The 15,914-nt window shown below is 73.1% G+C and carries 15 protein-coding genes; 6 read left to right on the top strand and 9 right to left on the bottom strand.

Annotated features, from left to right (window positions below; all coding sequences use genetic code 11):
* Positions 1-8: 8 nt before the first annotated feature.
* From ACZ3IJ_RS23375 to ACZ3IJ_RS23385, 3 genes are all read right to left on the bottom strand, one after another.
* Entirely contained in the window at positions 9-1,673 is a 1,665-nt protein-coding gene (locus ACZ3IJ_RS23375; protein ID WP_467471092.1) for a GAF domain-containing protein, read from the bottom strand.
* Positions 1,674-1,709: 36 nt separating this feature from the next.
* Entirely contained in the window at positions 1,710-2,753 is a 1,044-nt protein-coding gene (locus tag ACZ3IJ_RS23380; protein ID WP_467471094.1) for a rod shape-determining protein, read from the bottom strand.
* 363 nt (positions 2,754-3,116) lie between these two features.
* Positions 3,117-3,668 carry a hypothetical protein gene (locus ACZ3IJ_RS23385; protein ID WP_467471096.1) on the bottom strand — a complete coding sequence of 184 codons (552 nt, stop codon included), beginning with the start codon at positions 3,666-3,668 and terminating at the stop codon, positions 3,117-3,119.
* Between the two features lie 122 nt (positions 3,669-3,790).
* On the opposite strand from ACZ3IJ_RS23385, the gene ACZ3IJ_RS23390 reads away from it, so the two are divergent.
* The gene (locus ACZ3IJ_RS23390; RefSeq protein WP_467471098.1) at positions 3,791-4,639 is read left to right on the top strand and encodes an SCO2400 family protein; all 849 of its coding nucleotides are present in this window, start codon (positions 3,791-3,793) and stop codon (positions 4,637-4,639) included.
* A 92-nt stretch (positions 4,640-4,731) separates the two neighbouring features.
* Here the strand turns inward: ACZ3IJ_RS23390 and ACZ3IJ_RS23395 are convergent, their stop codons facing one another.
* Positions 4,732-5,163, bottom strand: coding sequence for a MarR family winged helix-turn-helix transcriptional regulator (locus ACZ3IJ_RS23395; protein ID WP_391797464.1), 432 nt, complete (start codon positions 5,161-5,163; stop codon positions 4,732-4,734).
* A gap of 97 nt (positions 5,164-5,260) precedes the next feature.
* Here ACZ3IJ_RS23395 and ACZ3IJ_RS23400 point away from each other — a divergent pair, with 97 nt between their 5' ends.
* The 3 genes from ACZ3IJ_RS23400 to ACZ3IJ_RS23410 all read left to right on the top strand — a co-directional run bounded on the left by ACZ3IJ_RS23400 (position 5,261) and on the right by ACZ3IJ_RS23410 (position 7,671).
* Positions 5,261-6,280 carry an NADP-dependent oxidoreductase gene (locus ACZ3IJ_RS23400; RefSeq protein ID WP_467471100.1) on the top strand — a complete coding sequence of 340 codons (1,020 nt, stop codon included), beginning with the start codon at positions 5,261-5,263 and terminating at the stop codon, positions 6,278-6,280.
* A 63-nt stretch (positions 6,281-6,343) separates the two neighbouring features.
* Positions 6,344-6,766 (top strand): organic hydroperoxide resistance protein, encoded by a 423-nt coding sequence (locus ACZ3IJ_RS23405; protein WP_352189301.1) that lies wholly within the window; start codon positions 6,344-6,346, stop codon positions 6,764-6,766.
* Positions 6,767-6,861: 95 nt separating this feature from the next.
* Positions 6,862-7,671, top strand: a complete 810-nt coding sequence (locus tag ACZ3IJ_RS23410; protein WP_467471102.1) for an EI24 domain-containing protein — start codon at positions 6,862-6,864, stop codon at positions 7,669-7,671.
* Between the two features lie 92 nt (positions 7,672-7,763).
* Here the strand turns inward: ACZ3IJ_RS23410 and ACZ3IJ_RS23415 are convergent, their stop codons facing one another.
* From ACZ3IJ_RS23415 to ACZ3IJ_RS23425, 3 genes are all read right to left on the bottom strand, one after another.
* Complete coding sequence (locus tag ACZ3IJ_RS23415) at positions 7,764-8,480, bottom strand: carbon-nitrogen hydrolase family protein (RefSeq protein ID WP_467471104.1); 717 nt, start codon at positions 8,478-8,480, stop codon at positions 7,764-7,766.
* A gap of 52 nt (positions 8,481-8,532) precedes the next feature.
* Positions 8,533-9,777: a pyroglutamyl-peptidase I gene (locus ACZ3IJ_RS23420; protein WP_467471398.1), complete on the bottom strand. Its 1,245-nt coding sequence runs from the start codon at positions 9,775-9,777 to the stop codon at positions 8,533-8,535.
* Between the two features lie 104 nt (positions 9,778-9,881).
* On the bottom strand, positions 9,882-10,451 hold the full coding sequence (locus ACZ3IJ_RS23425) for a TetR/AcrR family transcriptional regulator (RefSeq protein WP_467471106.1): 570 nt from the start codon (positions 10,449-10,451) through the stop codon (positions 9,882-9,884).
* A gap of 157 nt (positions 10,452-10,608) precedes the next feature.
* On the opposite strand from ACZ3IJ_RS23425, the gene ACZ3IJ_RS23430 reads away from it, so the two are divergent.
* Positions 10,609-13,053: a glycoside hydrolase family 3 protein gene (locus ACZ3IJ_RS23430; RefSeq protein ID WP_467471107.1), complete on the top strand. Its 2,445-nt coding sequence runs from the start codon at positions 10,609-10,611 to the stop codon at positions 13,051-13,053.
* 73 nt (positions 13,054-13,126) lie between these two features.
* On the opposite strand, the gene ACZ3IJ_RS23435 is transcribed toward ACZ3IJ_RS23430, so the two are convergent.
* On the bottom strand, positions 13,127-14,062 hold the full coding sequence (locus ACZ3IJ_RS23435) for an aldose epimerase family protein (protein WP_467471109.1): 936 nt from the start codon (positions 14,060-14,062) through the stop codon (positions 13,127-13,129).
* Between the two features lie 11 nt (positions 14,063-14,073).
* Positions 14,074-14,961: an SGNH/GDSL hydrolase family protein gene (locus tag ACZ3IJ_RS23440; RefSeq protein WP_467471111.1), complete on the bottom strand. Its 888-nt coding sequence runs from the start codon at positions 14,959-14,961 to the stop codon at positions 14,074-14,076.
* Positions 14,962-15,231: 270 nt separating this feature from the next.
* Between ACZ3IJ_RS23440 and ACZ3IJ_RS23445 the strand changes: the two genes are divergently transcribed.
* A complete protein-coding gene (locus ACZ3IJ_RS23445; protein WP_391797472.1) occupies positions 15,232-15,726 on the top strand; it encodes a DUF3145 domain-containing protein in 495 nt (164 codons plus the stop codon).
* The last annotated feature ends 188 nt before the right edge of the window (positions 15,727-15,914 follow it).

Here is a 15,914-nt window from a genome sequence, read left to right on the forward strand (position 1 = left end):
CGGCCCCGCTACGGCCAGGCGACCGTCGTCGGCGGGCGGCCGTCGTCCACCACCACCAGGTGCGGGCCCTCCCGGGTCGCCGCCACCTCGACCGTGATCGCCGTGACGCCCGGCCGGCGGTGGGCGGCCGCGAGAGCGCCGCGCAGAGCGGACAGGAGCCGGTCGGCGTCGACGGGTCCGACGAGGGTGTCGACCGCGCCGGAGAAGTGCACCGAGGGCTGGAAGCCGAGCAGCGCCGCCGCGCCGCCCGTCTCGCGCAGGACCCGCCCCCGGAACGTCGCCGGTGCGTCGGCCGGCGGCTGCTGGAGCGCGAAGATGGCCGTCCGTACCTCCTGGATGGTGGAGTCGAGCTCGTCCACGGCCCGAGCGAGCAGGAGGCCCTCCTCGTCCGGGCCGTCCGGGACGTCCGCCGCATCCGGGCCGTCCGGGACGTCCGCCGCATCCGGGCCGTCCGGGACGTCCGCCGCATCCGGGCCGGTGCCCGCCGCATCGCGGTCGGTGCCCGCAGCACCCGGGCCGGCAGCCGGGGCGTCGGCCGCGCGCCGCCGGGTCGACTCCAGCATCATCTCGGTCGCGAAGAGCCGCTGGACCACGAGGTCGTGCAGGTCACGCGCGATCCGGTCGCGGTCCTCGTAGACCGCGAGCTGCTCCCGGTTGTGCTGCGCGTCCGCCAGGACCAGCGCGAGCGCCGCCTGGGAGGCGAACTGCGAGGCGAGCAGCCGCTCCACCGCCGTGTACGGGCGCCCGCCGCGCCGCCGGGGGAGGGCAAGGGTGCCGATGAGCCGGCCGCCGCTCTGCAGCGGCAGCATCATCGACGGCCCGAACCGCGACCGTACGTGCGTCGTCATCCGCGGGTCGGTCGCCGAGTCGTCGACGAAGACCGGTTCCCCGCCCAGCAGTTGCTCCAGGACGGGCGAGCCCGCCGCGATCGTCGTACCGACCAGATCGCCCGGGTCGTCCACCGTCGACGCCGCCACGATCTCCATCCCGCCCTCCTCGGTGGGCTGGAGGACGACTCCCGCCGAGGCGTCGGCGAGCAGCCGTGCCCGCTCGGCGACCGTCATCAGCGCGTCCGCCGCCGGCTCCCCGGTGAGCAGCGCCGTCGTCACCGCCGCCGCGCCCTCGATCCACCGCTCGCGCTGGCGCACCGTCTCGTACAGCCGGGCGTTGCCGATGGCGATCCCGGCCTGCGAGGCGAGGACGCGCAGCATGGCCAGGTCCTCGTCGGTGAAGCGGCCGACGTGCTTCTCGGCGAGGTAGAGGTTGCCGAAGACCTCGGTGTGGACGCGGATGGGGACACCGAGGAAGGAGTGCATCTCGGGATGTCCCTCGGGTACCCCTCCGGAGCGCGGGTCGGTCGTCAGATCGTCGAGCCGCAGCGGCCGGGGGTCCTGGACGAGCGCGCCGATGAGTCCGCTGTGCCCGTCGGGCGGCCGTGGGATCCGCTGCCGCTCCGCCTCCGTCATCCCGGCGGTGAACAGCTCGGTGAGCCGGCCGCGCTCGGGGTCGACGACCCCGAGCGCTCCGTAGCGCGCTCCGATGAGTTCGATCGCCGAATCCACGATGTGCTGGAGTGTGGCCCGCAGTTCGAGTTCGGTGCCGACACTCAGGACAGCCTGGAGGAGGAGGGGCAGACGGGGAGCCGGTTCGTCGTCCTTGTCCATGAGTGACATGGGGTCATTGTCCAGCAGACCGGCAGATCACGACCGTCAGTCGGCCTTGGCCAGCGGGTCGAGGACCATCGGCTGGATCTTGGCCTCCAGCATCGCGCCGAGCCCGAGGATCGCGCACACGTCGGGGCGTTCGGCGATGTGCACGGGCATGCCGGTCGCCTCGCGCAGCATCTGGTCGAGGCCGGGGAGCAGCGCGCTGCCGCCCACCATCATCACGCCGCGCTCGGCCAGGTCGGCGACGAGGTCGGGCGGGCAGTCGCGCAGGATCTTGCCGATGCCGTCGAGGACGGCGGTCAGCGGGGTGTGGATCGCCTGCCGCACGGCGGCGGTGTCGACGGTCACCGACCGGGCGAGCCCGGTGGCCACGTCGCGGCCGTGGATCTCGGTGTAGCTCGGGCCCTGGAGCGTCAGGCCGTTGCCGCTGAGAGCGAGTTGCAGGGGGCGGACCGACTGGCTGGGCAGCATCAGCTCGTGCTGGTGGCGCAGGTGCTGGATGACGGCGTGGTCGATGGCGTCACCGCCCACCGGGATCCGCTCGGCGGTCACGATGGAGCCGAGCGAGAGCACGGCGACCTGGGTGGTCGCCGCCCCGCAGACCATGATCATGGTCGCGGTGGGCTGCTCGACGGGGAGCCCGCAGCCCACGGCCGCCGCGATCAGAGTGTCCACCAGCTCGACCCGCCGGGCGCCGAGCCCGACGAGGGTCTCCACGGTGGCGCGCTGGGCGAGCGGGTCGCTGTCGTGCGGGGTGCTGGCGGCGGCGCGCAGCCGGGGCTTGCGGCGCAGCTGGCGGCGGAGCTTCTCGCCGAGGAGGTGACGGAGCATCCGCTGGGCCATCTCGATGTCGACGACGGTGCCGCCGGAGACGGGCCGTACGACGCGGATGTAGTCGGGGGTGCGGCCGGTCATCTTCTCGGCGAGGGCGCCGACGGCGATCAGGGCGCCGGTACGGGTGTTCACGGCGGCGACACTGGGTTCGTCGACGACGAGCCCGGCGCCCTTGACGAAGACCCGGGTCCGGGCGGCCCCCAGGTCGACGGCGACATGGCAACGGCGCAGCTGCTCAAGGCTGACGGTCACGGCAGATCCTCCGGAGTGCGGTGCTGGCACGGAGCGAGGCATGAGCGCTGAGGCGCTCTTGTTCGCATCGTGCGACCGACGCACCCCCGGCGCGCGCTGGGCTGAGCCGCCCGGGGGTGCGCCTCCGCCTGACGGCGGCTCAGCGGGAGCGCGGGGGAGGGACGTCCCGGGCGGACGCGCCGAGGGGTGTCGCGGGGGCGGCTGAGGGTGCTCGTGGCGACGGGCGCCGTCGGAGCGGGTTCCCGTGGCGACGGGTGACCGCGGCGGCAGGCGCCCGCGACGGCTGCCTGCCGCGGGCCGCCGGCTGCGTGCTTGCGGCGGCGGCCTCCTGAGCTCCCCGGCCCGGGGGCGCGTCGCCTCGGGTCAGAGGAGGCGTTGGAGCAGGCCCCAGGTGAACTCCGCCGCGCGGGGCGTGCCGTCCGGGAGGGTGAAGTCCAGGCGGAGGCGCGTGGGCGCGCTGCCGTCCCGGGCCCGGGCCGGCGGGAAGGCGTTGCCGACCTCGGCGAGGGTGCAGCTCCACGGACGCAGGTCGGCCTCGTCGCGCAGCTCCGGTACCGGCGCGCCCGGCGCGCGGACCAGCCCGCTGCCCCAGACCGCCGCCCGCGCCCCCACGATCAGCTGCCACCGCAGCTCCGGCCAGAGCGGCAGCTCCCACTCCAGCAGCTCCGCCGTCAGGTCGGGAACCGGGCGCCGCGCCACGGGCTCACCCAGGGCGGACCGGTAGCGGGACAGTTCGCCCGGGCCCCGGCGGCCGTGCGCCCACGCCTGCCAGCGGCGGTTCGCCTCACGCGACTCGGCCCTGGTCGCCCTCAGGTCCCGGAGCGCGTCCTCGGCCAGGTCCGGCTGGTGGTCGGCCATACGGCGCAGCAGGACGAGCTGGAACTCGCGTGGCCCGAACGGCTCGGACGGTGTCATGAGCCCATCCTGCCCGAAGCGGGAGATTCACGACGACACGCCGCCGACCTGGGGTTTCCTCACAGGATCCTCACGTACTCGCCTACCTCAGGTGTCCCGTCGACACATACTCTGCGGCAGCCATGGACTACTGCCACCAGTGCCGACGGCACCTCAACGGCGCACTCGCCTGCGCCGGATGCGGGACCCCCGTCGAGGAGCTGCGGTACGAGACCCCGCAAGCGGCCGCGCCCCGCGCGGTCGCGGCCGAGCGTGTCGAACACGTCGAGCACGGTGCGCGCGCGGAGCGCGAGGGCCGGGCCGAGCACGTCTACGAACTGGACCCGCTCGAACCGCCCCGCGTGGCCTCGCAGGGCGGCCGGGCCGCAGCCCGCCGTGGCGCCGTGCAGGCCGGGCGGGCCGGTGCCCGCCGCAGCCGCCGTGCGCGCAGCCGCAAGGGGCGCAACGTCGTGGTGGGCACCCTCGGCATCGTCCTCGCGGCGGGCGCGCTGAGCATGGCCAGGATGGCGCTCGAACCCCCGGCCGAGGGCGGCGCCGCCACCGCCGTACAGGAGGAGGAGGCCGTCGAGACCTCGCTCCCGCCGCTGCCCTCCCAGACCGCCCCGCCGACGGGCGGTACGACTCCGGTCCACGTCACGAAGTCCGCCGAGCCCCGGGACACGGACACGCCCGCGCCCGGCCACACCGGCATACCCGGCGCCGGGTCCGGCGGGTCCGGCGGGTCCGGCTCCGGAAGCGGGGGCGGCGGGGGTGCGGTCGGCGGCACCGGCGCCGGAAGCGACGGAGGTCAGGGCGGGACCGCCGCGCCGAGCACCTCGCCCACCGCGTCGGAGCCGCAGCCCGGCACCACGCCGGCCCCCACCGGCAGCGGCAGTGCCACGGCCACGCCGCCGGGTGAACCCCCGGCGCCGACGACCCCGACCGCCACACCCAGCCCCGAGAAGAGCTGCTGGTTCATCTTCTGCTTCTAGGGCCGACGGCTGCCGGCGCGTACGACTCCATGGGCGTACGACTCCCGGGGCGGGCGGGCGGTTGCCGGAGCCGGCCGCCTCCGTGGCCGCCCCTAGACGTCCTCGCCCAGCATCCGCCTCAGCAGATCCCGCAGCAGCGTCCGCTCGACGTCCGTGAGCTGCCCCAGCGGCTCGCGGGCGAAGTCCAGCGACTCCCCGAGCCGGCGGGCGGTGTCCACCCCCTCCGGAGTCGGCGCGGCCAGCTTGACGCGACGGTCGGCCGGGTCGGGGCGCCGCTCGACCAGGCCGCGCGATTCGAGGCGGTCGACGATCCCGGTGACGTTCGACGGCTCGCACTGGAGCTTCTGGGCGATCTTGCGCATCGGTACCGGCTCCAGGGAGAGAAGCCCGAGGACACGGGCCTGGGCGCCGGTGAGCGAGTGCTCCGAGGCCGCCTGCTCGTACTCCTGGTGGTACCGCGCCACGACCGCGCCGATCAGCTCGACGACTTCGAGGGTCAGGGGGTCTGTGCGTGAGGTGGCCATGGGGTTCATCGTACCCAGATACTTGACAACATGAAATATCCAGGAGCATGGTTGTTTCAGGTAGTGAAGTAATTTTCCGTTTCAGGAGGCAGTGCTGATGTCCGTTCTTCCCGCGTCCAACCGTGAGTGGCACCTCGTCGCCCGTCCGCACGGCTGGCCCACCCCCGCGGACTTCGCGCTCCGTGAGACCCCCGTCACCGAGCCCGCCGAAGGCCGGATCCTGGTCAAGAACCTGCACTTCTCCGTCGACCCGTACATGCGCGGCCGGATGAACGACGTGAAGTCGTACATCCCCCCGTTCAAGCTGGACCACCCCATGGACGGCGGCGCGGTCGGCGAGGTCATCGCGTCGAACGCCGAGGGCTTCGCCGTCGGCGACCACGTCCTGCACGGTCTCGGCTGGCGTGAGTACGCCGACGTCCCCGCCCAGCACGCCACCAAGGTCGACCCCGACCTCGCGCCCCTCTCCACGTACCTCGGCGTCCTCGGCATGACGGGCCTGACGGCCTACGCCGGACTCTTCGAGGTCGCCTCCTTCAAGGAGGGCGACGCGGTCTTCGTCTCCGGCGCGGCAGGTGCCGTCGGCAGCCAGGTCGGCCAGATGGCGAAGCTCAAGGGCGCCTCGCGGGTCATCGGCTCCGCCGGCTCCGACGAGAAGGTCAAGCTCCTCGTCGAGGAGTACGGCTTCGACGCCGCGTTCAACTACAAGAACGGGCCCGTCAAGGACCAGCTGCGCGAGGCCGCCCCGGACGGCATCGACGTCTACTTCGACAACGTCGGCGGTGACCACCTCGAAGCCGCGATCTCCTCGCTCAACGTGCACGGCCGCGCCACCATCTGCGGCATGATCGCGCAGTACAACGACACGGAGCCGGTGCCCGGTCCGCGCAACATGGCCATGATCATCGGCAAGCGGCTGCGCCTCCAGGGCGTCCTCGTCGGCGACCACTACGGCCTGCAGCAGCAGTTCGTCCAGGAGGTCGGCGGCTGGCTGCGCTCCGGCGAGCTGAAGTACGGCGAGACCGTCGTCGAGGGCATCGAGAACGGCGTGGACGCCTTCCTCGGACTGCTCCGCGGCGAGAACACCGGAAAGATGATCGTTTCGCCGACCCGTTAGTCTTCCCTCAGCCGTCGCGATCGTGGGCGCGAGTCGCGGCGAACCAGCAGAAGGAAGACCCAGATGTCCATCCAGCAGTCTGACGTCCTGTACACCGCCGTCGCGACCGCCGAGAACGGGCGGGACGGCCGTGTGGCGACCGACGACGGTCAGCTCGATGTCGTCGTGAACCCGCCGAAGGCCATGGGCGGCTCCGGTGCGGGCACCAACCCCGAGCAGCTCTTCGCCGCCGGGTACAGCGCCTGCTTCCAGGGCGCGCTGGGCGTCGTCGCCCGCAACGAGAACGCCGACATCTCGGGCTCGACGGTCACCGCCGAGGTCGGCATCGGCAAGAACGACGACGGCTTCGGCATCATCGTCAAGATCTCGGCGACCATCCCGAACGTGGACGTGGAGACCGCGAAGAGCCTGATCGAGAAGGCCCACCAGGTCTGCCCGTACTCCAAGGCGACCCGCGGAAACATCACGGTCGAACTGGCCGTCTGATTTTGCGCGTAGGCTGAAGAGGACCGCACCCCGACCGACCGGGGTGCGGTCTTCTGCGTCCCGGCCCGCGCGGGACGCCCGATAGGGTGATCGACATGCGCGATTTCGGGTCCGGGTTCGGTTATCTGGTACAGGGACAGAAGTGGGTGGCCCGGCACGGCCGGTGGTTCGGCTTCGGGCTGCTGCCCGGGCTCGTGACCCTCCTGCTGTACGTCGGCGCGATCGTCGGTCTCGGTTACGGCGCCGACGACCTGACCGCCTGGGCGACACCGTTCGCCGACGACTGGACCTCTCCCTGGCAGGGGATCCTCCGCGGCTTCCTCACCGGCCTCGTCTTCGCCTTCGGGCTCTTCGTCGCCGTCATCACGTTCACCGCCGTGACGCTGCTGGTCGGCCAGCCGTTCTACGAGTCGCTCTCCGAACAGGTCGACCGCACCGAGGGCGGCGACGTCCCCGAGTCCGGCCTGCCGCTCTGGCGCGAGCTGTGGATCTCGGCGCGCGACAGCCTGCGCGTCCTGCTGCGGGTCGTGCTGTTCGGCATCCTGCTCTTCGCCTGCGGCTTCATCCCGGTCGTCGGACAGACGGTCGTCCCGGTCCTGGGCTTCTGCGTCTCCGGCTTCTTCCTCGCCCAGGAGCTGACGGCCGTGGCCCTCCAGCGCCGCGGCATCGAGCTGAAGGAGCGCCTCGGCATGCTCCGCGGCCGCCGGATGCTCGCCCTGGGCTTCGGCGTCCCGCTGACCCTCTCCTTCCTGGTCCCGTTCGTCGCCGTGTTCCTGATGCCGGGCGCGGTCGCGGGCGCCACGCTGATGGCCCGCGACCTGAACGGCGAGTCGGCAGCCGCCGAGGACGCCAAGCACGCCCCCGTCCCCTCGGGCGCCCCGCACCCCTACCACCCGGGCGGCTGACCCGCCCCGGCTCCTCGGGCCAAGCCCCTGGGCGCCCGCCCCCCCCGCGCCCGGGTCGGTGCCCGCGCGCCCGCTCCGGCTCCCGCGGCCGCTCAGCCCACCTCGGCGAGGGCGAAGCCCTCGACGCCGGCGCCCGCGTCGGCGATCAGTTCGCCGTCCGGGCCCCAGACACCGCTGTGGCCCTCGCACGTGCCCTCCTCGCTCTCGCCGAAGAGGTTGGCCATGGCGACGTACAGCCCGAAGTCCCTGGCCCGGGCCGGATAGACCGTCTCGAACGCGTCGTTGCCGGCCGTGAGCACCGAGCTCGCCAGATAGACCGTGCAGCCGTCGGCCGCAGCCCGCTCCGCGAACTCGGGGAACCGGTTGTCGTAGCAGGTGGCGAGCGCGAACCGGGTGCCGTCGAGCGTGAAGCGGCCGTCGGCGGTGCCCGCCGTGAAGACCTCGTTCTCCAGGCCGTACAGACGCGTCTTGTCGTAGCGGGTCAGAAGGCCGCCGTCCGGGCCGAGGACGAGCGAGGTGAGGCCCGGCGGCCGGCCCCCGGACGTGCGCACCGGTCCGTTGACGACTACCGCCGCGCCCACCGCCCGGCAGGCCTCCCGTACCGGATCGAGCCGTCCGTCGTCCTCGGTGAGCTGCAGGGCGGGGTTCCGGTGGATGAGGGTCGGCTCGTAGCCGGTGAGGGCCAGTTCGGGGAGGACGACGACCCGCGCGCCCTCCGCGCCGGCCCGCCGGACCAGACCGGCCGTCGTACGGACGTTGGCGTCGATGTCCCCGGCGACCGGGGCGAACTGCGCTGCTGCGACGATCATGGCCTCATCCTCCCCTCCGCCGACGGGCGCGGGAACCCCGGCGGGGTACCGGTCAGGAGGCCGCCGCCACGGCGATGATCGCCCGCACCTGGCCGATGATGTCCAGCCGGTTGCGTACGAACTCGGGGTCGGTGACCGCGCCCGTGGCCGGGTCCGTGTTGCCGGCCCCGAACTGCAGTACCGGGGTGTGGACGTGGCCGCCCGGCAGCTCCCGCAGGCCGAGCCGGTCGCGCAGCAGGGTCGCTCGGTAGGCGATCTCGTTGGAGAGGTAGTCCCCGCCACCGCCCGCCCGGGCCGTCGAGCCCGCCGTCGGCCCCTCCGGGCTGACCACGGGACCGGTCCCGCCCGCCGGGATCTCCGTGACGGCCGTGTTGTCGCGGACCGGGAAGCGCCCGGTGTCCGCCGCCACGATCGCGGCGTGGGGGAGGGTCGTCGCCGTCCACTGGGGCTGCGTGGCCGGGTCGGCCACCGGGACGGTCCCGGTGTGCGAGAGGTTCTCGTTGTCGGGGAACCCGCCCCGCCAGGACCCGTTGAACCGCTCGACGTCGAAGCGGCCGATACGGCCCTGGCTGACCGTGGTGAAGAGGTCCACCTGCGGCAACTGCTCGCGCAGCGTGCGCTCGACCGTGCCGTCGGCGAAGTCCTGCCAGCGGACGGGGAAGACGGCCGTCTCGACCCGGGCGAGGCCGCCGTCGGCCGTCCGGATCCATGTGCCGTCCAGGGCCAGCGCCGTGGCTCCCGAGGGGTTGGAGATCCGGGCGTCCCGGTCGAGCGTGAACGGATCGAAGCCGGTCATCACAATCCGCTTCACGCCCGTGCCGAGCGGGAACCGGATCGCGTCCTGACCGCGCGACGTGCGCTCCAGCCGGTCGACCAGCCGGGCCCGTCCCTCCGGGGTGAGGCCGAACCCCGGTTCCCAGGAGCGCAGTTCACGGGTCATGGCGAGCCGCGCCCAGTAGAGCGGCCGGTCGTCGTCGCGGCTCAGGTCGCCGCGCACGCGACGCCCCTGCGCCCGGTCCACGGCGTCCCGCCAGAGCCCCGCCCCGTGCCGTACGACCGCCCGCTCGGCCTCCCCGTACGACGTGGCGCCCGCGAGCGCGCGGGCGAACTCCGGTGCCGCGGAGGCGAAACCGCCTCGCCGCAGGATCTCCTGCGGTGCGGCCCGGTCGAGCCGCGCCTCCTCGACGGTCCCGGAGGCGATCTCCGTGACGTCGTCGGCCGAGGCGGGTGGTGCGGCCGCAACCAGCGTCGCGGTGATCAGGGCGAGACCGAGCGAGGCATGGCGTATCCGGGACAGCACGGGCGAGCCCTCCGTCGGGTCGGGAACACGGGCCGGGAGCACAGGTCGGCGACCGGCCCGCGCAGTATCCCCACTCACCCGCAACTCCCGCTACGGTGCCCTCACTTGTCGCTTCCGTGCAGGAGGCGGAGAAAGTCCCGGAACGCCTGCGGCATGTCCACAGCCGACGGGTCGAGCAGCCACTGGTACTGCAGCCCGTCCATCACGGCCGTCAGGATCGGCGCCGCCCGCTCCGGGGTCAGCCCGCTCGGCAGCCGCTCGCCGAACTCCAGGCGCAGCACGTTCGCCATCTCGGCGCGGACCTGGGTGTAGCGCTCGGTGAAGAAGGTCCGGGCCGGATGGTCGTCGGTCACGCTCTCGCCGAGCAGGGCGGAGAAGGTCTGTACGATCCCCGGCCGCATCGCGTTGTACTCGACGAGCGAGTCGATCAGGTCGAGCCGCCAGCCCTCGCGCGAGCCCGCCCCGCTGGTGTCCCACTTGTCGCGCTCTGCGAGGACCGCCACGAGCAGGGCCTCCTTCGTGGGGAAGTAGTGCAGCAGCCCCTGCTGCGTCAGCCCGACGCGCTCGGCGACGGCGCCGAGCGACGCGCCCCGGTAGCCGCGCTCGGCGATCACCTCGAGAGCCGCGCGCACGATGTCCGAGCGCCGCTCCTCGCTCCTGGCCCGCACCATCGCCGTGGCCCCCTCCTTGCCGCCGTCCGCCGGAACGATCCGTCCCGGGGGAGACCGTACGACATCTCAAGGTCACGAAGCGGTAACATAACCTACCGCTCTACAGGCATCCGGTCCACCATGGGCGCCACAACGACGTCAACAAGGAGGTACGGCCGTGTCGGAGATCAGTGCGGAGTCCGTCCGGGAGCAGGCCGTCGAGGCGGCGCTCGCCAAGCTCGACCTGGACACCAAGGCACGGCTCCTCGCCGGCCAGGACATGTGGTCGCTGCCGGCCGTGCCCGGGATCGGGCTGCGGTCGGTCGTGATGTCGGACGGCCCGATCGGCGTCCGCGGCGTCCGCTGGACCGCCGACGATCCCTCGGTCGCCCTGCCGTCCCCGACCGCGCTCGCCGCCGCATGGGACCCCGCCCTCGCCCGCCGCGCGGGCCGGCTCCTCGCCCAGGAGGCCCGCCGCAAGGGCGTCCACGTCGTCCTCGCACCCACCGTCAACCTGCACCGTTCACCGCTCGGCGGCCGCCACTTCGAGGCCTACAGCGAGGACCCGTACCTCACCGGCGTCATCGGCACCGGCTACGTCCAGGGCGTCCAGGACGGCGGCGTCGGTACCACGGTCAAGCACTTCGTCGCCAACGACGCCGAGACCGACCGCTTCACCGTCGACAACAAGGTCGCCCCGCGCCCGCTGCGCGAGCTCTACCTCGCCCCCTTCGAGGCCATCGTCAAGAACGCCCACCCCTGGGGCATCATGACCGCCTACAACCAGGTCAACGGCGTGACCATGAGCGAGCACCACGAACTCGTCAACGAGGTCCTGCGCGGCGAGTGGGGCTTCGACGGCGCCAACGTCTCCGACTGGATGGCCGCCCGCTCCACCAAGGGCGACATCGAGGGCGGCCTCGACATCGTCATGCCCGGCCCGCAGACCGTCTACGGCGAAGCGCTCGCCGCCGCCGTCCGCGCCGGGGAGGTCGAGGAGTCGGCCGTCGACGCGGCCGTACGGAACGTCCTGCGGCTCGCCGCCCGCGTCGGCGCGCTCGACGGCGCCCCGCCGGTCGTCACCGAAGTTCCGGAGACCATCGACGGCGACGCGCTCGCCCGCGAGATCGCCCACCGCGGCTTCGTCCTCGTACGGAACGAGAACGCCGCCCTTCCGCTGGACGCGAGCGGCACCGTCGCCCTCTCCGGCGCCGCCGCCCGCGACGCCCGCATCCTCGGCGGCGGCTCCGCCCAGGTCTTCCCCGACCACACCGTCTCCCCGCTCGCCGGACTCACCGCCGCACTGCCCGACGGTGCGCTCACCTTCTCCGTCGGTGCCGACCCCAGCGACGAACTCACCCCGGCCGACCAGGGCTTCACCCTCCGCGCGGTCTGCCGCAGCGCCGACGGCACCGTGCTGGGCGAGGGCACCCTGCCCAACGGCCAGGTCCAGTGGATCGGCGACGACCTCCCGGCCGGCGTCACCCACGAGAACCTGCACTCCATCGAGGTCACCGGCACGTTCACCCCGCGCGAGTCCGGCGAGCACTCCTTCGGCACCCGCGGCCTCGGCGCCTTCACGCTCCGCGTCGCGGGCGAGACCGTCTTCGACGGCGTCCAGGCGATGGGCGCCGAGACCGACCCCTTCGAGGCCTTCTTCGGCGCCCCCGTCGAACGCGCCACGGTCGCCCTCACCGCGGGCGAGACCGTCGAGGTGTCGCTGCTCCACCCGCTCGACAAGGAGTTCGCGGCCCCGCTCCCGGCGGTCATGTTCTCGTTCGTCCACCTGGGGCCGCGCCGTGACCCCGACGAACTGATCGCCGAAGCCGTCGAGGCCGCCCGCGCCGCCGACGCCGCCGTCGTGGTCGTCGCCACCACCGAGCGCGTCGAGTCCGAGGGCTTCGACCGCAAGGACCTCGCCCTGCCGGGCCGCCAGGACGACCTCGTACGGGCCGTGGCCGCCGCCAACCCGAACACCGTGGTCGTCGTCAACGCAGGCTCCCCGGTCGAGATGCCCTGGCGCGAGGACGTCGCCGCGGTGCTCCTCGGCTGGTTCCCCGGCCAGGAGGGCGGCGCCGCCCTCGCCGACGTGCTCACCGGCGCCGCCGAGCCCGGCGGCCGTCTCCCCACCACCTGGCCCGTCGCCCTCGCCGACGTCCCCGTCGCCGACGTCACCCCGAAGGGCGGTGAACTCGTCTACACCGAGGGCGTGTTCATCGGCTACCGCGCCTGGGACAAGGCCGGTGTCACCCCCGCCTACCCCTTCGGCCACGGCCTCGGCTACACCACCTGGGGGTACGACTCCCTCGAAGCCACCCCGACGGCGGCGAAGGTCCGCGTCACCAACACCGGCACCCGCTCCGGCCGCGAGGTCGTCCAGATCTACCTGGCGCCGACCGCGGACGGCGTGGAGCGCCCGGAGCGCTGGCTGGCGGGCTTCGCCTCCGTCGAGGCGGGCGCCGGCGAGTCCGTCGACGTCGAGATCCCGCTGCCGCGCCGGGCCTTCGAGATCTGGGACGAGGAGAAGAACGACTGGACCTTCGTCCCCGGCGCCTACGAGGTCAGGGCCGCGCACTCGCTCGGCGACACGCGCCTCACGGCCGCGCTGGAACTGGAGGTCTGACCTCCCCATGACCGGCCCCGGGGCGGAACCTGACAACCGCCCCGGGGCTCGACCCGGTCGTCCCCGGCCTCCGTCAGCGCGTTCCGAAGCGGAAGACGGTGGCCGAGGCGTACACATCGCCCGGCCGCAGCACCGTCGACGGGAACTCCGGCCGGTTCGGCGAGTCCGGGAAGTGCTGGGTCTCCAGGGCGACCCCGCCGATGTTCCTGTCGGCGTAGACCTGCAGCCCCGGCTCGGTGGTCTCCACCGTCACCGTCCGGCCGGTCGCCGGCGCGTACAGCTCAGCGGCCGTTGCAGGGCCGCCACCGTCCAGCACGAAGTTGTGGTCCAGCGGGATCCCGAGCGGCCTGCCGGCACGGAAGTCCAGCTCCGTCCCCGCGACCTCGGCGAACTCCCCGGTCGGCACGCCCGTCGCGTCGGTCGGTGTGTACCGCCCGGCGGCGATCCGCAACTCGTGCGCCCCGCCGCCCAGGTCCCAGTACGTGTGGTTGGTCAGTGCCACCACCGTCGGCGCGTCGGTCTCCGCCCGGTAGGCGATCCGCAGCGCCCCCTCGTCGTCGAGCGTGTACGTCGCCGAGACCTCCAGGCGCCCCGGGAAGCCCTCCTCGCCGTCCGGGCTCACCCGGGAGAGTCGTACCCCGCCCTCGACCTCCTGCGCGTCCCACACCCGCTTGTCGAAACCCCGCTCCCCGCCGTGCAGCGAGTGCGGACCGCCGTTGCGGGCGAGGCGGTACGCCGTGCCGTCCAGGGTGAACGCCCCGCCCGCGATCCGGTTCGCGTAACGGCCCACCAGAGCGCCGAAGTACGGCTCCGGGTGCTTCAGATATCCCTCCAGACCGGGGAAGCCGAGGACCACGTCGTCCGGGACACCGTCCCGGTCGGGGGTCTCGACCGACTGCACGACGCCGCCGTACGTCAGCACCCGTACCCGCACCGCGCCGTGCTGGAGCGTCCAGCGCGAGACGTCCGTACCGTCGACCGAACCGAAGGGTTCACCCGTGATCCTCATGATCCGGAACCCTACGCGGGCGGCTCCGGCGCCGTCACCTGCCGGTGGGCGATCTCCGCGAGCCGCGCCTGTCCGTTCCTGCTGGGGTGGAACCAGTCCCACGGGCTGAGCTGCCGGCCGTCGAAGCGGAAGCCGAACACGGCGCCGCCGTCGTACCGGCAGCGCCGGTCCTTCGCGCAGACCTCCTCCAGGACCGTGTTGTACGCCACCACCCGGTCCCGCACGAGTGACCTGCGCCGTTCGGCCGAGGCGCTCAGGTCCTCGGCGTCGGCCAGCATCGAGGCGCAGATCCCCAGCTTCCACACCTGGCGGCCCATCGGGCTGTCCTTGCCCTGCGACCAGAGCCGCTTCAGGTCCGGCACGCTCGTCACGTACACCTGTGCCTTGGGCGCGGTCCTGCGCAGCGCGGTCAGCGACGCCTCGAAGTCCGCGCGGAACTCCTCGACCGGCGTCATCAGCTCGACCCGGTCACGGCAGGCGTCGTTGGCACCCATCATCACCGTCACCAGCTCCGGCTTCCGCGCGGCCGCCCGCGTCATCTGGCCGGGCAGCTCCGCCATCCGCGCGCCGGTCCGCGCCAGGTTCCAGCTGCGGTCCGCGACGCCCTCGGCGCCGAGGAGCCGCAGGGCCAGGCTGTTGACGGTGGTGTCCGTGCCGGTCGCCCAGGACACCTCGGGGCAGTCCGCCAGGACCGAGCAGGCGTCGAACGCGCGGGTGATGGAGTCGCCGACGGCGGCGACGGAGGCGGGCGTGCGGTCCCAGACGGGTGTGGGCCGCGGGGTCGGCTTCGGCGCCGTCGCGGCCGGTCCGGCCGTCTCACACCCCGTCAGGGCGCCCGCGCACAGCAGCAGGGCGGCACCGGCGGCGACGTTGGTACGGAAACGGCCTCTGCCGCGCATCTCTCGGCCCCTCCTCGGCGTCCGTTCGGCGTCCTGGCGGGTGAAAGCTTGGTGTCCACCCCACCCCGGACCGACCGTACGTCACCCCAAGGGCGGTGCGGCACGGTAGCTTTTCCCCCGTCGAACCAGAGGCACCTTTGCCAATCGGCTCCGGTAAATTACATCACGTCACATGCTGTCCCCTTTTCGGGGGTTTACGGAGTTTCACTCCCGATGCTGTTTACTGAGGCCGCTGGGAAAGGCGAACCTCGTCCCACACTGGAGGTCCCGGTGACGACACGTGGAGTCCTGTACGTTCACTCCGCACCGCGCGCGCTGTGCCCGCACGTCGAATGGGCGGTGGCGGGTGTCCTCGGTGCGAGGGTCCAGCTCGACTGGATCCGCCAGCCGGCGTCCCCCGGCACCTGGAGAGCCGAGTTCTCCTGGCAGGGCCAGACCGGCACCGCCTCCAAGCTCGCGTCCGCGCTGCGCGGATGGCAGATGCTCCGCTTCGAAGTCACCGCGGAACCCTGCCCGACCGCCGAGGGTGAGCGCTACAGCGCCACGCCCGATCTGGGCATCTTCCACGCCGTCACCGGCATGCACGGCGACATCCTCATCCCGGAGGACCGCCTGCGGGCCGCGCTGGCCCGCTCGGTGCGCGGCGAGACGGAGCTGGAGTCGGAGATCGCCAAGCTCCTGGGCAAGCCCTGGGACGACGAACTGGAACCCTTCCGCTACGCCGGCGAAGGCGCCCCGGTCCGCTGGCTCCACCAGGTCGTCTGACCCTCGCCTCCCCCGGAACCCGACACGCCGAAGGCCCACCCCGCCGTGGGGTGGGGCCTTCGGCGTGTCGGGGTGAGTCAGACCGTGCGGAACGGGCTTCGCAGCGCTGTGCCGGACTCCGTCCGGCGGATGTGGCGAAGGCCCACCCCGGGCACGGAGTGGGCCTCGCTGGTGGCTTCGCGTCACAC

The organism is Streptomyces sp. NPDC013317 (assembly GCF_055563155.1).